Here is a 19,304-nt window from a genome sequence, read left to right on the forward strand (position 1 = left end):
GTTCGCATCTCAGATCAATTTCTCAACTCACTTTGGACGAAATAATAATCGCAGCATTTAGGCCATCTACTAACATTTGAACGCCTATTACCGCCAGAATGAGCCCCATCAAGCGGGTGACTATGCCAACACCGCTTTCGCCGACGACGTTAAGTATTTTCGAACTATAAATAAAACAAAAGAAGGTAATAAAACACAGAACTGAAAACGTAACGAGTGTGGTGGCAATTTCCATCCAGCCTCCGGCTGCCGAATAGTTCATGGCGGTTGCTATGGTTCCTGGACCGGCCAGCAAAGGAACGGCAAGAGGCGACACGGTTATATCAGTATCGGAATTCTCTTGCGCAGTATGTAATTTCGAGTTTGAGCCTTGAAGCATGTGATACCCGATAATAAAGACCAAAATCCCCCCGGTGATCCTTAATGCAGGTAGTGTTATGCCAAACAAGTGAAAAATAGATTTTCCTAAAACCGCAAATAGCAAGATAATAAAAAAGGTAATAAGCAGTGACTTTGTGGCAATTTTCCGCTGTTCAATCTTACTTCTATCACCCGCCAAGCCAAAAAAGACAGCCGTGTTAGCAACAGGATTCATAATGGCAAAAAACGCCATAAAAACCAATAAAGCATGCTCAAGTAATGGATTCATCTTAACCTTATATATTGTTGTATTGTGCCTAGCAATTATATTACAGATAATGATTTACCAATAGAATGAGATTAACTGCCTGATGACATCAAACGAATTTTCTCGAGAAAAAGAACTCAACAATCTTTGCCAAAGTGAAACGCTAACCCATGTGTTGTTTAACGTGGACTACTTAAAAGGTTTAGTTTTTGCCGTTGCGAGCGCCCCTGAAATTCCTATGCCTGAAACGTGGTTACCATGGATTTTCCGCCAGCACGGTCAATTGCCTGACACTGCTACCGCCGACAAGTTAACCGATTTGTTGATGGCCATGTTGCAGCACCAGTTACGCTTGATGCGTGATAATTTGGTTGTGTTAGATAAAACCTATTGTGCGCCCCAACATGTAGACCTTCATAAGAGCAGCGAGTTGCCCTTATCCAGATGGTGCAGCGGAGTACTAACTGGTCATAGCCAGCTCGAAGGTATATGGAATAATGCATGGCAAAAAATGCAGAAACGCAGCCCACAAAACATGACATTGGCGAGCAAAAACTTAACGCATTGTTTGACTATGTTCAGTACCTTTGCTGATTTACCTTTGGCTTATCAGCAAGCGCAACAACGCAGTAATGAAGAGCAATTTGTTAACTTGCTGCCCACGGTTTTTTTATCTTTAGAGCCGGCTTTAAAAACCTATGTGGGTCTTTCAGGACAATTAGTTGAGTACTTACCCAATCAGTTTGAAACCTTTAGTCAGCCCACCAGTAACGTTAAAGATTGAGAAAAATAGCCACTAGATATTTTTTAGTTTGTTTTTTTAGCTTTCTGCTTTAACTCGTAATCAAGTTCTTGTGGGGAAATAATCAAGCCTTCTTCGTCTTGGTTAGGAAATACCGCAATAAATACATCGTCTTCTTCTAAGCCTGATGTCCAGCTGGCGTACCACTTGTCTAAGCTAATTGCTTTTGGCTCGCAATCTTGCCACTCGCCTGTGGCCCATGATTGCGCAAATTCTTTATTGGGCCAAACTGGCGCACAGTCTTCATCTTCGGTATTTAACATGACGCAGCCGTCTTGATCGGTCAGTATCCAGATTTGCTTTTGACTGACCACTTCTTTTATTAAATAGCGCAGACGTTCTTCTGGGGTGTAGCGTTCAATTTTGGCGATGCTGTCTTGATCGAGAACCTGGGTCATACAAAGTACCTATTATTGACATAAAGTGTGATCTTAACTGATGGGTAAGCCGATACCAATGGCTTTCGCGCTTGGAAAGGCCAAACCAGACTACAAATATAGTATGCAAGCTACGAGGCGGCCAGGCAGCATAAATCTCGCCCAGCAGATTTCGCTTGGTACATGGCTATGTCGGCACGGGCTAGCCATTCTAAACCTGTTTCGTCGTATTGGTATTCGGCCAAGCCAATGGACACGGTTAAGCGTACATTTTGCTCAAAAGGGAAGTCATTTATTGTTTGTCGAATATTTTCGGCAAGAGTAATAGACTGTTCAATATTGTTGCTGGCCAGCACCACGAATTCTTCGCCCCCAAAGCGAAATAAGCATTGTTCCGGGGTCAGTATATGTTCGATAAGCGCAGCGGTTTGTTTCAGTACATCATCGCCACAAGCATGTCCTTGTTTGTCATTTATTTTCTTAAATTCATCTAAATCAATCAATAACAAGCAGGCTTTTTTCTCCGGCGGCTGTTGACGTTGCTCTTTAAGCAAGTCGATTAACTTCTCTTCCATAGCCCTGCGGTTACCGGCGTTAGTTAAGGGGTCTTTAAATGACAATATCTGCAGTTGGGCTTGTTGATAAAGCATACGATCTGCAAAAGCATAGCTAAAAATAAAGGTAACTAACGTTGAAAAGTAAAAGCGTGCGTTTTCAATCACGCTCATCTCAGCTGGCAGTAAATAACCAATGAGCACAATATTTATAGCGCAAAGCAATGCGGCCAAACTAGGCGGAAGAATAAAGAATAGGCAAATGATGGCCGGGTAAATCCAGACAATCTGATCAGGCCCCTTTAGCCAAATAGTGCCTGAGGCAATGGCGATGCAGATTATCGATAGTACCCAACGTGCGAACAGGGTGCGTTTAGTGAAATAAACGTACCCAAATAAACCTGCGGTGGTTGCCACAGCTACAAAATCTAATAATGCGATAGACCAATCTTCGTTATAAATTCGAATAACTAAAAAGGGCAGGATGCACAGAGATGCGGCCGCACTAATTGACAAAACAATCTGTTCTTCAGAGGAGCGTTTTTGGTATTTCATCGCGCCCTACACATCCTTCTAAAACGAAATAAGTGGCTAGAAGCTATAACCACATACTAATGGGCTTCATCTTTATTGCCAGCTTAACCTTCGTTATACGAGTTATTATCTACATTCCAGAAATACGGAAATCTAACTAAATTAACAATTAAGTAACGTTTTCATTCCATTATTAGCTAATTTTCAAAATTAAATTTGGACTTGCGTGATTAATAACTATTTTAATTTGGTTTATGGTTATTTCACTTATTTGTAAAAGGAATAATCAAACTTATGCACAGCGACGAGTATATTGAGCATGCTAAATTACTTTCACCAAAACGTAATACCTCAAAGGCAAACAGTATAAATGCGCTCACGCATGAGCAACTGCAGCATTTTGGTATCGATAGCAACAGCGAATATGGGCAAGCTTTATTCCAAGCAGCTAGCCATTTGTACCATGCTCAGGCTGATGTAAATCAATTATGGAAGGTCACTAACGAGACACTTAGCCAACTTGCCCATCCGGATAAGGTCGCTTATTTCAATGCTAAAAAATTCTTATCTTTTCAAATTGCTAAAGTGTTAGACACGTTGCAAAATCCTTTCAGAGCGACCTATCAAAGTATGACCAACCAAGGTGGATCGGGGTTGTCAAAGCATCACTACCCATTATTCGACAATGTCACTGCTCTATTTTCTGCGACCCCAGTGGTGGTGCGCACAGCAACCTATGTTTATGCATGCACTGAATGGGTAGACGATGCATTTCAGGGTAAAGAGTCCACTCATCAGATTTATTCACGTTTATTAAATCCAACTAATATTTCTTTGGCCAATGCCATTGTCGATTTAGAAGCTGGGTCTTATGCACAAGATTACTTAGCGTGGAATTTTAATTCAGGTATGGCCGCCATAGATGCGTTGTTGTCAAACGTGCTAAGCCATGGCGATGTGCTGATTGTGTCCCGCAATGTTTATGGTGGGGTATATCAATTACTTCACGATTATTTTGCCCGAGAGAATCGTCTTGATATTCAGTTAGAATGGTTTGACGGTTATTCCACCCAAGCCTTTAATGCGTTTTTAAACACAACAAAAGGTAAACATAGTGATCGCCTGAAAGATAAAGCCCTGCATGTTTACCTTGAATCCCCATGCAATCCACATGGTTATGTGCTGGATATTGCGGGCATCTGTAAAGTTAGCCACAAGTCTGGGCATTTGGTGATGCTCGATTCGACCTTAGCAACGCCTATATTGCACCAACCGCTGCGACGAATAGACGAAGAAGAGCGTCCGGACTATGTGGTACACAGTTATACCAAAGACATATGTGGCAGCGGTGCAACTACCGCTGGTGTTGTGATTGGCCAAGGGTATCGGATGTTTCAGGCCAAGGGCGATTGTGTTAATGGTTACGACTGGTCAAAAACGATGTTCTGGGATGTGTATTACATTAAAGGCGCGTTCTTAGATTCAGAAAAAGCCTTTGATGTACTTAACGGTATGAAAACTCTGGAAATGCGTATGTTGCAAAAGGTCATCAACACGCAAGTGTTTAGTCACTTTATGGCATCGCACCCAGCGTTGAACGTAAACTGCCACGCGATTAAAGGCCACCCGAATAGCGAGCTGCGTTCCAGTCAAATGCGTCATGGTTGGCCTTGTCCATTATTTACCATGGATATGCAAGAGGCCGATATCGACCGAGATACCTTTGTACGTTTTTTTGATGCTTTAGAGCCCGCGTTTAGCCATCAGGTAAGTATTGGACAAAGTAACACCATTATTTTATGCCCTGCGCTAACATCACATTCTGAATTAGATGCCGAAAATCAGCAAAAAAGTGGTATTTACCTCACCACTATGCGCGTGGCGATGGGTACCGATAATGTGAAAGCGTTAATAGGCCATTTAATAAACACGGCGCGGTTACACCTAGACCCAATTTACACTGGCTTCAGTGAACGTTTTATGTCCGCGGAACAAGTTGATAATTTATACACTGACGTTGCCACTCGGGTTATGCACCAACAACAAGCATCGTTGGGAAAGATGCAAGAATGGATTGGATAGCTAGGAAATATAGCAGTACTTGTGCATGCTGGGCAGGTAAATAGGGCTGAAATCCCTGTTGGCTTTATCTATACTGAGCGACTCTTGATATAAATACATAAATATTGTCGCTCGTTTTCTTTTCATGGTTTGGCCGGCGTTAATATTTAATGCCTCATGGACGAAAGTGCTCGAAGGCCAAAGGAACACGCCATGCAATACAATGATATCGCCAATAATCCACAAGCTCAGCACGCGAGTCTTTTGACTACCTTTGGCTTCAGTGCATTTCGCGGTGGACAACAGCAAGTGGTTAATCAATTGCTGACTGGTGCGTCTTCGTTGGCTATTTTCCCCACAGGCTCTGGAAAATCTCTTTGTTACCAGTTTTGTGCGCTGCATTTACCTCATTTAACGTTAGTCGTTTCGCCCTTACTGGCGTTAATGAAAGATCAACTCGCATTTTTACAGTCCAAAGGTATTGCTTCAGGCAGTATTGATTCAACTCTCAGTGCTGATGAGCTGCGCACAACGATGGAACGGGTGCGCAGCGGCGAAATCAAAATACTGATGGTGTCTGTAGAACGTTTCAAGAACGAACGTTTTCGCCAGTTTATCGACAGTGTCGCTGTCTCTATGTTAGTGATTGATGAAGCCCACTGTATTTCAGAGTGGGGTCATAACTTTCGGCCTGACTATCTTAAGTTGCCTGATTATCGCCAACAACTGAATATTCCATTGGTATTACTACTTACTGCTACGGCCACTAAAAAAGTTAAAATAGATATGGCTAAACGCTTTGCTATTTTACCTGAACATATAGTGCAAACGGGTTTCTATCGTGAAAATCTAGATTTACAGATATTAGCAACGCCCGAGCGACAAAAAGATCAGGTACTTTTGCAAATTGTGAGTCGCCAACAAGGTTGCGGTATTGTGTATGTCACCCTGCAACATAGTGCGGAACAAGTAGCTCAGAGACTGGCGGCAAATGGTCTCTCTGCTAAGGCTTATCATGCCGGACTTGGGGATGATATACGTCAGCAGGTGCAGCAAGATTTTATGGCGGGAAAGACCCAAGTTGTGGTTGCCACTATTGCATTTGGTATGGGGATTGATAAATCAGATATTCGTTTTGTGGTGCATTACGATTTACCTAAATCTATTGAAAACTATAGTCAGGAAATTGGTCGAGCAGGTCGCGATGGTCAACTTTCACATTGTATTACCTTGGGTAATCTGGATGGTCTAAACACGGTGGAAAACTTTGTTTATGGCGATACGCCTGAGTTGCAAGGAATACAATATGTGCTGGACGATATCCGCAAGGGCACACAATTAGTTCAAAGCAACAATACAACCGAGTTTAGCCAAGGGAGCCAATGGGAACTGCAGATTAATGGCTTATCTACTCAGAGCAATATTCGTCAATTACCGTTAAAGACCTTGCTGGTGCAGTTAGAGTTACTTGGTGTGGTGCGTCCTCAATATGCTTATTTTGCCGATGTACGCTACAAGTTTCTCAGGGACAAGGCGGAAGTATTAGCGCGATTTGATAGCCCTCGCCAAATATTTTTAGAAAGCGTCTTCCAGCATACAGATTTTAAGAAAATCTGGGGAAGTCTTAAATTTGATACTTTATTTCAAGAAACTGGCAATGAACGTGCTAGGGTCGTTGCCGCGTTAGAGTATCTGCAACAAAACCAATTAATTGAATTACAAACCAAACAAATGACCGAAGTATTTCAGGTTGATGTTGATAAACTTGATCAGCCTCAACTAGCTGCAAAACTGCATGCGTACTTTGTTGATAAAGAACAAAAAGAGCTGCAACGGATCGCGATGTTGGTACGTTTTTTTCAATTAGATAAATGCCTGAGTCATAATTTATCACGTTACTTTGATGATCAAAATGCGCCACAAAAATGTGGACATTGTAGTGTCTGCCGCGGACAAGTAGCCCACTTTCAAGTGACGAACGTTGTACCTGAAATTGATCCATTAGCGGTGGCAGAGGCCATGCAAGAACTGGCTAAGCATATCGCAGGGAAGGTTAACTATGTTCTTAATGTTGATACTTACTGCCGATTTTTAACGGGGATGAGCATGCCGCTCTTTACGCGACTTAAAATCCGTCAATTAGCAGGGTTCGCCCTGTGTGAAAAAAGCAGATATGCAATGGTAAAAGAGGCGGTATCGCAAATATTGGAACAGGTTTAGTCATACCTTTCGACAGGCTATTTTTGAAGGCAACAGTATCGGGTTAGGGGAATATCACTCAATTAAGTATTTGTATAAAGCCCATAAATGTGAGTAAAAACATCACAAAGTACATAACTTGTTACTGAATTTACAATAAAAACAATCTACTTACATGTCGCTAACATTTACTCTTCACGGCTAATGCTACCCTAGAGTATGCTTTTAGTTAATCACCCATATCAAGCGTTCGTCGTATAGGAAATTCCATGTCAAAGTTGATGCACACCCTTCGTTTAAAGCCATATTGGATTGCATTGGTCATTTTAGTCATATTAACGTTATGGGTGGCATCAGGAATGTTATTTGCAGAACCAGACAGTGACGCACAGGCACGTAAAGATGCTAAGCACCGTGAGGCAGGTTTGGTCAGTGTTAGGGTCGAGCGTGTTAACGCTCAGCCCATTACCCGAGAGATTAGTTTGTACGGGCGCACCGAGCCAAACCGGTCGGTCACGCTACGCAGTGAAGTTAGCGGCTTAGTTGAAAAAATCTATGTGACAGAAGGGCAAAGTGTCAAACAAGGCGAGCCACTAATTGATATTGAAACAAGTGATTTAGTTAATCGCCTCACATCAGCAAAATCTACACTAGCTCAGCGAAAGATTGAACTTGAAGGGGCAAAATCATTGGGGCAAAAGGGTTACCAATCAAAATCTAATTTAGCGCAGGCCCAAGCTAATCTAGAACTCGCACTATCGCAAGTCAGCACATTAGAGCTGGCCTTATCAAAATCGACGTTGAGTGCGCCATTTGACGGGATCGTAAACGAGCGTAATGTTGAACTGGGTGATTTGCTCAAAGACGGTGATAAAGTGGCTATGTTGGTGGATTTAAATCCGCTTATTATTGCTGCGGATGTCACCGAGACTGACGTGCAAGCGCTCACGTTAGGTCAAGAAGCAACAGGTCGCATGATTTCAGGTCAAACGCTTTATGGCAAAATTCGCTATGTATCTAGCGTGTCAGATATGGGTACCAATACGTTTAAAGTAGAGGTTGCAGTCGCGAATCCTAACAATCGATATCTTGCAGGTATGAGCACCGAATTATCAGTACCCTTAAAAACCACAATGGCGGTGCGCATTACGCCTTCTGTTATGGCGCTTGATGAAGCAGGAAATATTGGCGTGAAAACCGTGGTCGACGAACATGTTAAGTTTATTCCTATTGATATTGTAAAAAGTGATAGTCAGGGGGTATGGCTTGCCGGTATGGGCGAAATCACAGATGTTATAACCCTAGGACATGGATTTGTGCGTGACGGTGATAAGGTTAATGTGGTTTACGTGGATAACAACAGCCCTAATCCGCAGCCAAAAGATAATGTTCAGTCGAAAACCGAGCAGTCTCAGTAATGAATAACCTAATTGCAGCGGCGCTGACCCATAGCCGTACCGTGTTGATGATGTTTGTGCTGTTAATTGTGGCTGGTGCGGCCACGTACACCAATATACCTAAGGAAGCAAATCCAGACGTACCTATCCCCTTTATTTATGTGTCAATCGTGCACGATGGTATTTCACCTGAAGATGCCGAGCGTATGTTGGTCAAGCCCATGGAGCGAGAATTACGTTCTATCGACGGGGTAAAAGAGATGAAGGCCACCGCAGGGGAAGGCTTCGCTAATATCACTCTTGAGTTTATTGCAGGCTTAGATTCAAAAGATGCCTTGGCCGATGTGCGAGACAAGGTGACCGTGGCTCGGGCTAAATTACCCTCAGAAACTGAAGAACCTACCATTCATGAAGTGACAATGGCCGGCCAGCAAGCAGCCATCACAGTGGTATTGTCGGGACCGGTGGCAGAACGCGCATTAGTTACGGTGGCTAGAGAGCTACAAAATCGCTTAGAAAGCCTAAGTGAGGTGCTTGAAGTAGACATAGGTGGCGACCGAGAAGATATCGTTGAAATCGTCGTTGACCCGTTACTGATGGAATCTTACGGGCTAGATCAAAATGACATTTTCAATCTACTGTCGCGTAATAACCGTTTAGTACCAGCCGGGACCATGGATAATGGTAAAGGCAGCTTTGCGGTAAAAGTACCCTCGGTGTTTGAGTCTGTAAAAGATGTGATGGAGCAACCGGTTAAGGTGGTTGGCGAGCGAGTTATAACCTTTCAAGATGTAGCGCAAGTCAGGCGTTCATATAAAGACCCTACCAGCTTTGCTCGTTTAAACGGTGACAATTCGGTATCCCTAGAGGTTAAGAAGCGCCCGGGTGAGAACATGCTTGAGACCGTTGCGCATGTTAAAGAACTTATAGAAGGCGCCCAGCAAACGGCTATCTGGCCAAGTAGTGTCTATGTGAGCTACACGGGCGACCAAAGTGTTGACGTGAACATGATGCTTGGGGATCTGCAAAATAACGTGTCTAGTGCGGTCATATTAGTGGCGATTGTCATCGTCGCTATCTTAGGGCTACGCACCGCTATTTTAGTCGGTGTATCGATCCCCGGATCGTTTTTGACCGGCATTTTAATCATCGCCATGTTTGGTTACACCTTAAATACCGTGGTGCTATTTTCGCTGATTATGGCGGTAGGCATGCTGGTGGACGGTGCGATTGTGGTCACCGAATACGCCGATAGGTGTATGGGCGAGGGGATGAATAAACAGCAAGCTTATCTGAAAGCTGCTCAACGTATGGCGTGGCCTATTATTGCGTCAACAGCGACCACACTTGCTGCTTTTGCACCGCTGATGTTTTGGCCTGGCATGATGGGCGAGTTTATGAAGTATCTACCGTTTACGCTTATCGCAGTGCTATCTGCCTCTTTGCTGATGGCACTCGTATTTGTGCCTACCTTAGGCTCGGTATTTGGGAAGCCACAAACGATCTCAGCTCACGCTAAGCAGCAAATGTTACTTGCCGAAAGTGGTGATTTAACCCAGCTCACAGGCTTTACTGGACGCTATGTACGTTTGTTATCTAAAGCGATTAGCCATCCGTGGAAAGTGTTGATGATTGCATTTTTTGTCGCCGGATTATCATTTTTTGCTTATTTTGCATCCGGCTTGGGCTTAGAGTTTTTCCCAAAAGTGGACAGCAGTGGTATCAATGTCACCGTGCGCTCTTCTGGAGATATGTCTATTTATGAAAAAGACATCATAGTGCAAGAAGTAGAGGATCGGCTGATTGATATGGACGCAATTGAAACCTTATATGCACGCACAGGAGGACGAGACCAAATCGGTTATTTACGCCTAAACTTAGTCGACTGGCACCTACGACCGCATTCAGACGAAGTACTGAAAGAAACTCAAGAACGTCTGTCTAATATTGCTGGGCTAGAGATTGAAATTACCCTCGACCAGAATGGTCCACAATCAGGTAAAGATCTGCAAATTCAATTGTCGTCCCGTTATCCTGAATTATTAAATGAAGCCGCTTTAAAAGTGCGTCATGCACTGGATGATAATGATAAATTTACGTCTATTAGCGATACGGCATCTCAGCCGGGTATTGAGTGGCAACTAAAAGTTAATCGAAGTGATGCTGCACGCTTTGGTGCAGACGCGACTTTAGTGGGTAGTACAGTACAATTTGTGACAAACGGTTTGAAAATTGGCGAGTATCGTCCCGATGATGTAGATGATGAGTTGGATATTCGAGTACGTTACCCGATTGAGTCGCGCTTTATTGGCAAGCTAGATGAGCTACGTATGAAAACATCTACTGGCATGGTGCCCATCAGTAATTTTGTGCAGCGTCAGGCTCAACCAAAAACAGATCTTATTCGCCACATTGACAGTGAGCGGGTGATAACCGTCGAGGCTAATATGGCGCCAGGTGAGTTACTTAGTATCGAGTTACCTAAACTGCAGGCTCAATTGCCTGATTTAGAGCTTGACCCCAGAGTGTCATTAATCGTCAAAGGACAAAATGAACAGCAAGCAGAATCTGAAACGTTTCTGGTGAATGCTTTTTTAATAGCCTTGTTTGTGATGGCGATTATCTTGGTCACCCAGTTTAATAGTTTCTATCAAGCCTTCTTGATCCTAAGTGCTGTGTTGTTCTCAACTGTAGGTGTGTTCTTAGGTTTAGCTATTTTCCAAAAACCGTTTGGCATAGTGATGTCAGGTATTGGTGTAATAGCGCTGGCGGGTATAGTAGTGAATAACAACATCGTGCTGATTGATACTTATAATATTTTGCGTAAAGAGGGCTATAGCGCAACAGACGCTATCTTGCGAACCGGGGCGCAACGTTTGCGTCCGGTAATGATGACCACTGTAACAACCATACTTGGTTTGCTGCCAATGGTGGCTGAAATCAATATCGATTTCATCGGTCGTAATGTGGATGTGGGTGGACCCTCTACGCAGTGGTGGTCGCAATTAGCTACTGCGGTAGCTGGTGGCTTAGCATTTGCGACGTTGTTAACATTAGTGCTAACACCTAGCTTACTGGCTTTAAAAGCGCACAGTGAACAGCGTAAAGCGTCTCGCACGATGGCTGCGTCTATGGCATCATCGGAACAGCATTAACAACGTTAAGCAAAGCATCTGAGGTTAAGTAAAATAAATGCTCAGATGTTCGATTAGGAACGTTTCTGTTCCCTGTTGGGCTAATTTTGCGCATGCATTCACATTGGGTAATTATTAATATTTACAGGTAACTGCTTTTCTCACCGGCTATCGGTTACATCATCACCTTGTATCAGTAAGGACTACATATGTATAAATTATATGGTTCCACCACATCACCTTACGTAAGACGTTTACGTATCTGGTTGGCTAACACCCAACATGAATTTATTAATATGCAAATCTTTGAATCCGAAGACCGGACGATTTTGATCACTAAAAATCCAGCCCTAAAAGTGCCGGCCTTGGAGCATATTGAAGGGGATAAAAGCACACTTATTTATGATTCGCGCGTCATCTATCGGTATTTAGTTGAACAATTAAATTACGCGTCGCTCAGCTGGGAACAAGAGAACCAACTTACGTTGATAGATTCAGTAAATGATAGCTTGGTGCAAATGTTTTTGCTGTCCAAGTCTGACGTGATAGCCGATACTGAGAAGCTGTTTTTCAAGCTGCAAAAAGAACGCGTTAATAATGTGCTAGCAGAGTTAAACGAACACGTTGAAAGAGGTAAATTCAACAGTTGGAATTACCCCGCTATTTGTTTATTTAGCTTGATTGACTGGATAGAGTTTAGAAGCTTGCATAATCTCAAAGGGTTATCTGCGTTGCTCGATTTTCATCAAGAAAATGCACCACGTATTGAAGTTACGGCAACTGACCCCAGAATGTAGTGCAAAATCATTGTTTCTAAATTACAGGTAAAATTAATGACTCACGCTCAAGAAACTGAAGCTCAAGCTGCTGCCTTTCGCCAACTCATCAAGCATTTAGATGAAAATAAAGACGTACAAAATATCGATTTAATGATTTTGGCGGATTTTTGCCGTAACTGTTTGTCCAAATGGTATATGGCAGGTGCCAAAGAGCAGGGCGTGGATATAGATTATGACCAAGCGCGCGAGGCCATATACGGTATGCCATTCGCAGACTGGAAAGCTAAATATCAAAAACCAGCGACACCAGAACAACTGGCTGCATTTGATAAACGCCAAAATCCCTGCGGTTAACGATATATTTGGGTCGCCAAACTTACTACGCGGCCTAATCCCTCATGTTATCCACCATGACGGTATAAATTTCAGGCAATTTTATATTTGTAACTCACGCATCTTGAGGGCAAACTACCTTCTGGTCTAACCAGATGAAGGTGGCAACGTGTCCGTATCTAATCCATTACGAAAATTTGTTGATAAAATAAATCAATATCCTACGCAGATCAGCGCTTTTCTAATGACAAAAGTATTTCGTCACAAAGTTAAGTTGGCTGGTACCACAAGTATTGAGGTGCTGGCTACTGATGGTCTCAAAGTTGTATTTCGCATGAAAAATCGTAAGAAAGTACAGAATCATATCGGCAGTGTCCACGCGGCGGCCATGGCGTTATTGGCTGAGTCTGCCACGGGCTTTATCGTCGGTATTAATTTACCAGGCGACAAACTCCCTCTTATCAAATGTATGAATCTGAATTACGTAAAACGAGCGACAGGTGATATGACAGCGATTGCCACTCTAACAAACGAGCAAGTCGCGTTGCTTAATCAACAAGATAGAGGTGAAGTCAAAGTGCAAATTAAGGTGACTGATGCCAACGGAATTGAGCCAGTTGAGTGTGAAATGATTTGGGCGTGGGTACCAAAGCGCTGAGTTAAAATGTTCTGATATGAACGGTGTACAGACGGTCATAAAAATCATATAGAAACATTAATGTTATAAACGCTATTTATCGATCAAAAATCGTATATAAAATGGTTGAAAAAATATTGACAGATTTCAGATTTAAATTATAAAGCAGGTTGGCAAACGCCAAATCATGTTGTTTTTAAATTAATTTAAATCGGGGATGCCAGCATGGCAAAACTTTCAAGAGAATCATTGTTTCAACGTGTTTTTAGTGATCCTAAAAACTATCCTTATGGTTTTTCACGTTCAGGTGACTTTTCAATTTCTGAAAGCAGGGCACTGAGTCAATATGGTTGCCTTATTGCTGCCTTAGTTGATGGTCAAATTGAACCCGAATGTGATGAAGATAACTCATTATTAGCTTCCGCTAAGGGTGAGAAAAACCCGAGTACGGTTGCTGAAAAAGCATGGTATAAGTACGACAAACGTATACATCGACCTAAACTTGGTAATATTTATGGCAGTAGGCCGGTACCTCAGGGTGACGATGATGACATATCTGAAGATAGTGAAGTAGTAATTGAGCTGGATGATTAACCTTAATTAATCCGAAAAGCCTTAATTCCATCCTATAAGTTGGCTTTAAATACGCCAAATCGAAAGGTATATCCTAATATATTGCTATATTGGGATATATATCTCACTTTTATGTAAATTCCTGTTTAATCTTACTCCTTGGTCAAGTATAGTTTTCGTTCGTTTGGTAGCAATTTTGTGCCGAAACCTTTTTTTAACAACTTTTTAGGAGAGTACCGGTGGAAATGATGTCAGGCGCCGCGATGGTTGTGCGAACTCTAAAAGATCTTGGGGTTAAGCACGTATTCGGTTATCCCGGTGGAGCCGTTTTAGATATTTATGACGCATTATACGCGCAAGAAGATGTTGAGCATATTTTAGTGCGCCACGAGCAAGGCGCAGCGCATATGGCTGATGGTTACGCTCGTTCAACAGGTACAACAGGTACTGTTCTCGTTACATCTGGGCCAGGAGCGACCAATACCCTTACTGGTATTGCCACTGCTTATATGGATTCGATTCCTATGGTCGTTTTGTCTGGTCAAGTACCTTCAATGCACATAGGCGAAGATGCTTTTCAAGAAACCGATATGGTCGGTTGCTCGCGCCCTGTGGTTAAACACAGTTTTCTGGTCAAGCGCGCAGTAGATATTCCCGAAGCTATTGCTAAAGCCTATTATATTGCTAACACTGGACGTCCTGGTCCTGTGGTAGTTGATTTACCAAAAGATATCGTCAATGTACTAGAAGAGCACCCTTACCAGTTTCCTGAAGATGTTACTATGCGTTCGTATAATCCGACGCTCAAAGGTCACAGCAAACAAATTAAGAAAGCAGCTAAAGTGCTGCTTGAAGCCAAGCGTCCTATTTTATACGTTGGTGGTGGTGCCATCGCAGCAGAAGCCAGTGAATTGGTCACAGAACTTGCTGAAAGATTAAATTTACCCGTTACGTCAACACTTATGGGCTTAGGCGCATTCTCTGGTGTGCATGCACAAAGTTTAGGCATGCTAGGCATGCACGGTACACTCGAATCAAACAAAGCCATGCACAATGCAGATTGTATTTTGGCCTTAGGTGCTCGTTTTGATGACCGAGTAACAAACAACGTTGAGAAGTTTTGCCCACACGCGACGATTATTCACGTCGACATCGACCCCGCGTCTATTTCTAAGACGATTGCGGTGCATGTTCCAGTGGTTGGTAGTGTTGAGCAAGTGACTAAGCAGTTACTTGATCAAATAGGAAAAATTGACAGCGAAAAACAGAAAGCTAAATTGCTTGATTGGTGGGATCAGATTAAACAATGGCGCGGTCGTGATTGTTTGAACTACAAGAAAGCCGACAACGTTATTAAGCCTCAAGAGGTTATACAGTCAGTTTATAAGCACACCCAAGGCGATGCTTATGTTAGCTCTGACGTAGGTCAGCATCAAATGTTCGCAGCCTTGTATTATCCTTTTGCTAAGCCGCGTCGCTGGATCAACTCTGGTGGTCTTGGCACCATGGGATTTGGTTTACCCGCTGCAATGGGTGTACAAATGGCGCATCCGGAAGCCACCTCAGTTGTAATTACGGGTGACGGTAGTATTCAAATGAATATTCAAGAGTTATCAACCTGTTTGCAATACAAATTGCCGATCAAGATCATCTCCTTGAATAACCGCGCTTTGGGCATGGTACGCCAGTGGCAGGACATGAACTATAAGAGTCGTTACTCTAGCTCTTATATGGATTCCATGCCTGATTTCGTTAAGCTTGCAGAAGCTTATGGCCATATTGGTATTCGTGTTGACCATCCTGATGAGTTAGATGCTGCTATGGAACGTTGTTTCGCTGAGAAAGAGCGCTTGGTGTTTATGGATATTCAAATAGATCAAAATGAACATGTTTACCCCATGCAAATTAAATTTGGGGCGATGGATGATATGAGATTAAGCAAAACGGAGCGCACATAATGAAACGTATTATTTCAGTTTTAATGGAAAACGCCCCTGGTGCTCTATCACGTATCGTTGGTGTGTTCTCTCAGCGCGGTTATAACGTTGACTCTTTATGTGTGGCAGCAACAGACGATAAGAGCCTGTCAAGACTGACCATCACTACCCAAGCAGACGACAAAGTTATTGAGCAAATCACTAAGCAAGTTAATAAGCTAATTGATGTGCTTAAGGTAACTGATCTGACAGACGGTAATCATGTTGAACGTGAATTGATGTTAATCAAAGTGGCCACGCGCAGTGAATTAGTACGTGCTGAGGTGAATCGTAATGTGGATATTTTCCGCGCACAAATCATTGATGTCGATTTGAATAATTATACTATTCAGGTCACGGGTACCAGCGATAAGTTAGATGCTTTTGCTAACGTATTATCCCAAAGCACTGAAATTATCGAAGCGTCACGCACCGGTATATGCGGTCTTGCTCGTGGTGACAAAGCACTACGGCCTTAAAATGTTAAAAACATAAATATACCAAAAAGGCTCATTTTTGAGCCTTTTTTTGTGGGGTGCTAGCTCTGAGGTGCGGGCGTGTCCCAGACCAATTCTTTAAAGTGTCTGCGGCACATTGACTCGTATCTATCATTCCCACCGACTTCTACTTGTGCCCCTTCTCTGGCCGCATTTCCTTGCTGATCAAGACGGACTACAAACGTAGCTTTGCGACCACAGTGGCAGATGGTTTTAAGCTCGACCAATTTATCGGCCCAAGCCATTAGGTAGCGACTACCCTCAAACGTTTCACCAACAAAGTCAGTGCGCAAGCCATAGGCTAAGACTGGAATATCCAAATCGTCAACCGCAGACACAAGTTGCTGGACCTGTTGCTTATTTAGAAACTGCGCTTCATCAATAAACACACAATCGAGTTTTCGCTCACGGTTCATATCTGCTAACTGTTGATACAAGTCACTCGTACCGTTAAAAAGATGGGCGCTGGCTTCAAGGCCAATACGAGAAGCAACCTTTCCCACACCAAAACGATCGTCCAGAGCGGCGGTGAAAATCTCAGCACGCATACCGCGCTCTTTATAGTTATATGCAGATTGCAGTAATGACGTTGATTTACCTGCATTCATTGCAGAATAATAAAAGTAGAGTTGGGCCATATAACACGAGATCCTGAGGTGTACCAAGAGCGTTTGGTTTGCATTATTATTTTGCGTGCTATGGTAGCGGATCTGTTAGATAAAATCCGCTAATGTGGCGTTATTTTGTGGCGGATGCGACGCTGGTAATATCGTTGATTGGGTTTAACCACTCAATTAATTGTTCATTACGCATAGGTTTGGCGAAATAAAAGCCCTGTAAAAAATCGACGCCCATCGCTGTTAAAGCTTCTACTTGTTCGATAGTCTCGACACCTTCAGCCACAGTTTTACAGTTTAGTTCACTGGTGATAAAAAGTGTCGCGCGGATAATCGCCTCGCCGTTGTTATTCATATTATCAATAAAAGATTTATCGATTTTTACTTGATTGACCGATAAGGTCTGCAACTGGGATAAAGAGGAGTAACCGGTGCCAAAATCGTCGATTGATACTTGAATATTACGCGTCTGTATCTCTTTAAGTTGCTGTTTTATTTTTGATTTATTATCAACAAAAATCGATTCAGTTATTTCCAAATGTAAACGATCTGGTGGCAGGCCACTGCTACGTAACGCATTATCTAGGGCGCGAATAAAGCTGTCGTCCATCAACTGAATAACGGATACATTCACTGATACAGCAGCGTTATGCGCATGCTGCCAATGGCTGGCGTCCATACATGCACGATTAAGCACCCAAGCGCCGATACTTATAATTAAACCCGATTTTTCGGCTAATGGAATAAATTGGTCAGGTCCAATAAAGCGGTCAGCGAAATCCCAGCGTAACAAGGCTTCGAACGAGCCAAATGTGTTGTCTTTGGCACAAATAATAGGTTGGTAACACAAATAGAATTGCTGACGTTCGATAGCATGTTGCAACCCTTCAAGTATACTTTGTGATGCAACTATTCTTTGCTGCAACTCATTACTAAATACCGTTGGAAGACGATTTGAGGTTGCTTTTTGCTCGCACATTACTAAATCTGCAAATTGAATTAGCTCAGCGGCTTGCGTGCTGTGCTCTGGGCACATGGCAATACTAACGGTTGCCCCTACGTGCATGCTGCTATTATTGACCACTATAGCTTGAGAGATACTACTGATCATCGCGCTGGCAATCGCTTGAGCTGTTTGACTGTCGCTGTAAGGTAGAGCGACTAAAAATTCATCGCCGTTCCAGCGCCCGATTTTATTCGTGTCAGCGAACGCGCTGATACGTCGCGTGACTTCTTGCAGTACGCTGTCACCTATTTGATGGCCCATAGTGTCGTTAATTTTTTTGAAACCATCTAAATCGATAAACAACAGGGCTAAATCGCTATTACTTTGCGCTGCTCTGGTGGTTAATTTACTTAAGGTATGGGTAAACGCCTTGCGGTTCATTAATTTAGTTAAAGGGTCTAGATAAGACAACTTAGCTATTTTCTCGGTACGCTTATTAACCTCTTCTTCAAGGGTGCTATTAACGACATTTAGCTTGTCGTATGCTTGACTTAATTCTTTGTTTACCTTCCCTAATTGCTGCTTATCTTCACGCAACTGCTCACCCATGGCGAGATACATATTGCGCGTATTGATTGACTCGAGCGTGAATTTAACGGCTTTGCTGTAGGTAAAAACTAAAGCGATACCGAACACTAGGCCTAATCCGCCTAACAGTATGCGGAAATCATCCTGCGAGGTAATACCCAGAATAGAAATGGGTATAAGCAATATAAGGGCATATGAAATCGCTATACGCGCATTAGCCGCTAGAATAGATTGCCCCCCTGCAGCCATTGAAGACAACACAATAACCGTGGTCGAAAATTCGATCATATTAAGTCTATCGAATGTGAGTAGCGGCAGGCTCGCCCAGACTATCGCTGTGGTTAAACAGCCAATTCCGAAGCGACGCTGAGCAGCATCTCCGTCAAAATCCCTACGTGGTTGTATTTTTCGTTGCCAAAAATAACCGTCAAGCTGACGAGGAATTAATGTGAGCAGCATACAACCCCACCAGATAAGTTTAGTTGAGCTGACGAGCGAATCACTAAAACCGAATGCCAGAGCGCTGCTTGAAGCGAGTGTAATTAAGCAGGCAGCCGTAGTATTGCTGTAAAGTAATTTGGCAGCATCTTGGCTATTTAGCACACGTAATTCAGCTGATGTATTGCTCACTATTATCCTAAGTATGTTGGCGGTTTTAGTTTTGTATTTTGT

Annotated in this window: 16 protein-coding genes; 11 read left to right on the forward strand and 5 right to left on the reverse strand. The window is 42.9% G+C overall.

The genetic code is table 11. The features are described 5' to 3' along the window. Window positions 1-22: 22 nt before the first annotated feature. A complete protein-coding gene (locus GQS54_RS01935) occupies window positions 23-649 on the reverse strand; it encodes a MarC family protein (protein WP_166422308.1) in 627 nt (208 codons plus the stop codon). A gap of 82 nt (window positions 650-731) precedes the next feature. Between GQS54_RS01935 and GQS54_RS01940 the strand changes: the two genes are divergently transcribed. Further along, complete coding sequence (locus tag GQS54_RS01940; protein WP_166422309.1) at window positions 732-1,412, forward strand: UPF0149 family protein; 681 nt, start codon at window positions 732-734, stop codon at window positions 1,410-1,412. A gap of 23 nt (window positions 1,413-1,435) precedes the next feature. Here GQS54_RS01940 and GQS54_RS01945 read toward each other — a convergent pair whose 3' ends face one another. Together GQS54_RS01945 and GQS54_RS01950 are read right to left on the reverse strand one after the other, a co-directional pair. Beyond that, window positions 1,436-1,828: a DUF2750 domain-containing protein gene (locus GQS54_RS01945; protein WP_166422310.1), complete on the reverse strand. Its 393-nt coding sequence runs from the start codon at window positions 1,826-1,828 to the stop codon at window positions 1,436-1,438. A gap of 110 nt (window positions 1,829-1,938) precedes the next feature. Beyond that, the gene (locus GQS54_RS01950; RefSeq protein WP_166422311.1) at window positions 1,939-2,916 is read right to left on the reverse strand and encodes a GGDEF domain-containing protein; all 978 of its coding nucleotides are present in this window, start codon (window positions 2,914-2,916) and stop codon (window positions 1,939-1,941) included. Window positions 2,917-3,189: 273 nt separating this feature from the next. Between GQS54_RS01950 and GQS54_RS01955 the strand changes: the two genes are divergently transcribed. From GQS54_RS01955 to ilvN, 10 genes are all read left to right on the forward strand, one after another. Beyond that, a complete protein-coding gene (locus tag GQS54_RS01955; RefSeq protein ID WP_166422312.1) occupies window positions 3,190-4,977 on the forward strand; it encodes a PLP-dependent transferase in 1,788 nt (595 codons plus the stop codon). Between the two features lie 192 nt (window positions 4,978-5,169). Then, window positions 5,170-7,176, forward strand: coding sequence for a RecQ family ATP-dependent DNA helicase (locus GQS54_RS01960; RefSeq protein WP_166422313.1), 2,007 nt, complete (start codon window positions 5,170-5,172; stop codon window positions 7,174-7,176). 248 nt (window positions 7,177-7,424) lie between these two features. After that, entirely contained in the window at window positions 7,425-8,573 is a 1,149-nt protein-coding gene (locus GQS54_RS01965; RefSeq protein ID WP_166422314.1) for an efflux RND transporter periplasmic adaptor subunit, read from the forward strand. Beyond that, complete coding sequence (locus GQS54_RS01970) at window positions 8,573-11,707, forward strand: efflux RND transporter permease subunit (protein ID WP_166422315.1); 3,135 nt, start codon at window positions 8,573-8,575, stop codon at window positions 11,705-11,707. Before GQS54_RS01965 ends, GQS54_RS01970 begins: the two co-directional genes overlap by 1 nt. A 188-nt stretch (window positions 11,708-11,895) precedes the next feature. Further along, window positions 11,896-12,483, forward strand: a complete 588-nt coding sequence (locus GQS54_RS01975) for a glutathione S-transferase (RefSeq protein ID WP_166422316.1) — start codon at window positions 11,896-11,898, stop codon at window positions 12,481-12,483. Window positions 12,484-12,519: 36 nt separating this feature from the next. Then, on the forward strand, window positions 12,520-12,819 hold the full coding sequence (locus GQS54_RS01980) for a DUF1244 domain-containing protein (RefSeq protein WP_166422317.1): 300 nt from the start codon (window positions 12,520-12,522) through the stop codon (window positions 12,817-12,819). A 148-nt stretch (window positions 12,820-12,967) separates the two neighbouring features. Continuing rightward, window positions 12,968-13,456, forward strand: a complete 489-nt coding sequence (locus GQS54_RS01985; RefSeq protein WP_166422318.1) for a DUF4442 domain-containing protein — start codon at window positions 12,968-12,970, stop codon at window positions 13,454-13,456. A gap of 204 nt (window positions 13,457-13,660) precedes the next feature. After that, window positions 13,661-14,029 (forward strand): DUF413 domain-containing protein, encoded by a 369-nt coding sequence (locus GQS54_RS01990; RefSeq protein ID WP_166422319.1) that lies wholly within the window; start codon window positions 13,661-13,663, stop codon window positions 14,027-14,029. Window positions 14,030-14,247: 218 nt separating this feature from the next. Beyond that, complete coding sequence (locus GQS54_RS01995; protein ID WP_166422320.1) at window positions 14,248-15,966, forward strand: acetolactate synthase 3 large subunit; 1,719 nt, start codon at window positions 14,248-14,250, stop codon at window positions 15,964-15,966. Next, entirely contained in the window at window positions 15,966-16,463 is a 498-nt protein-coding gene (gene ilvN, locus GQS54_RS02000; RefSeq protein WP_166422321.1) for an acetolactate synthase small subunit, read from the forward strand. Before GQS54_RS01995 ends, ilvN begins: the two co-directional genes overlap by 1 nt. 59 nt (window positions 16,464-16,522) lie before the next feature. Here the strand turns inward: ilvN and GQS54_RS02005 are convergent, their stop codons facing one another. Then, the gene (locus GQS54_RS02005) at window positions 16,523-17,119 is read right to left on the reverse strand and encodes a thymidine kinase (protein WP_166422322.1); all 597 of its coding nucleotides are present in this window, start codon (window positions 17,117-17,119) and stop codon (window positions 16,523-16,525) included. Window positions 17,120-17,219: 100 nt separating this feature from the next. Continuing rightward, window positions 17,220-19,262 (reverse strand): bifunctional diguanylate cyclase/phosphodiesterase, encoded by a 2,043-nt coding sequence (locus GQS54_RS02010; protein ID WP_166422323.1) that lies wholly within the window; start codon window positions 19,260-19,262, stop codon window positions 17,220-17,222. Window positions 19,263-19,304 lie beyond the last annotated feature (42 nt).

Origin of the sequence: Paraglaciecola sp. 20A4 (assembly GCF_011378905.1) — a bacterium.
In the GTDB taxonomy this organism is placed as follows: Bacteria; Pseudomonadota; Gammaproteobacteria; order Enterobacterales; family Alteromonadaceae; genus Paraglaciecola.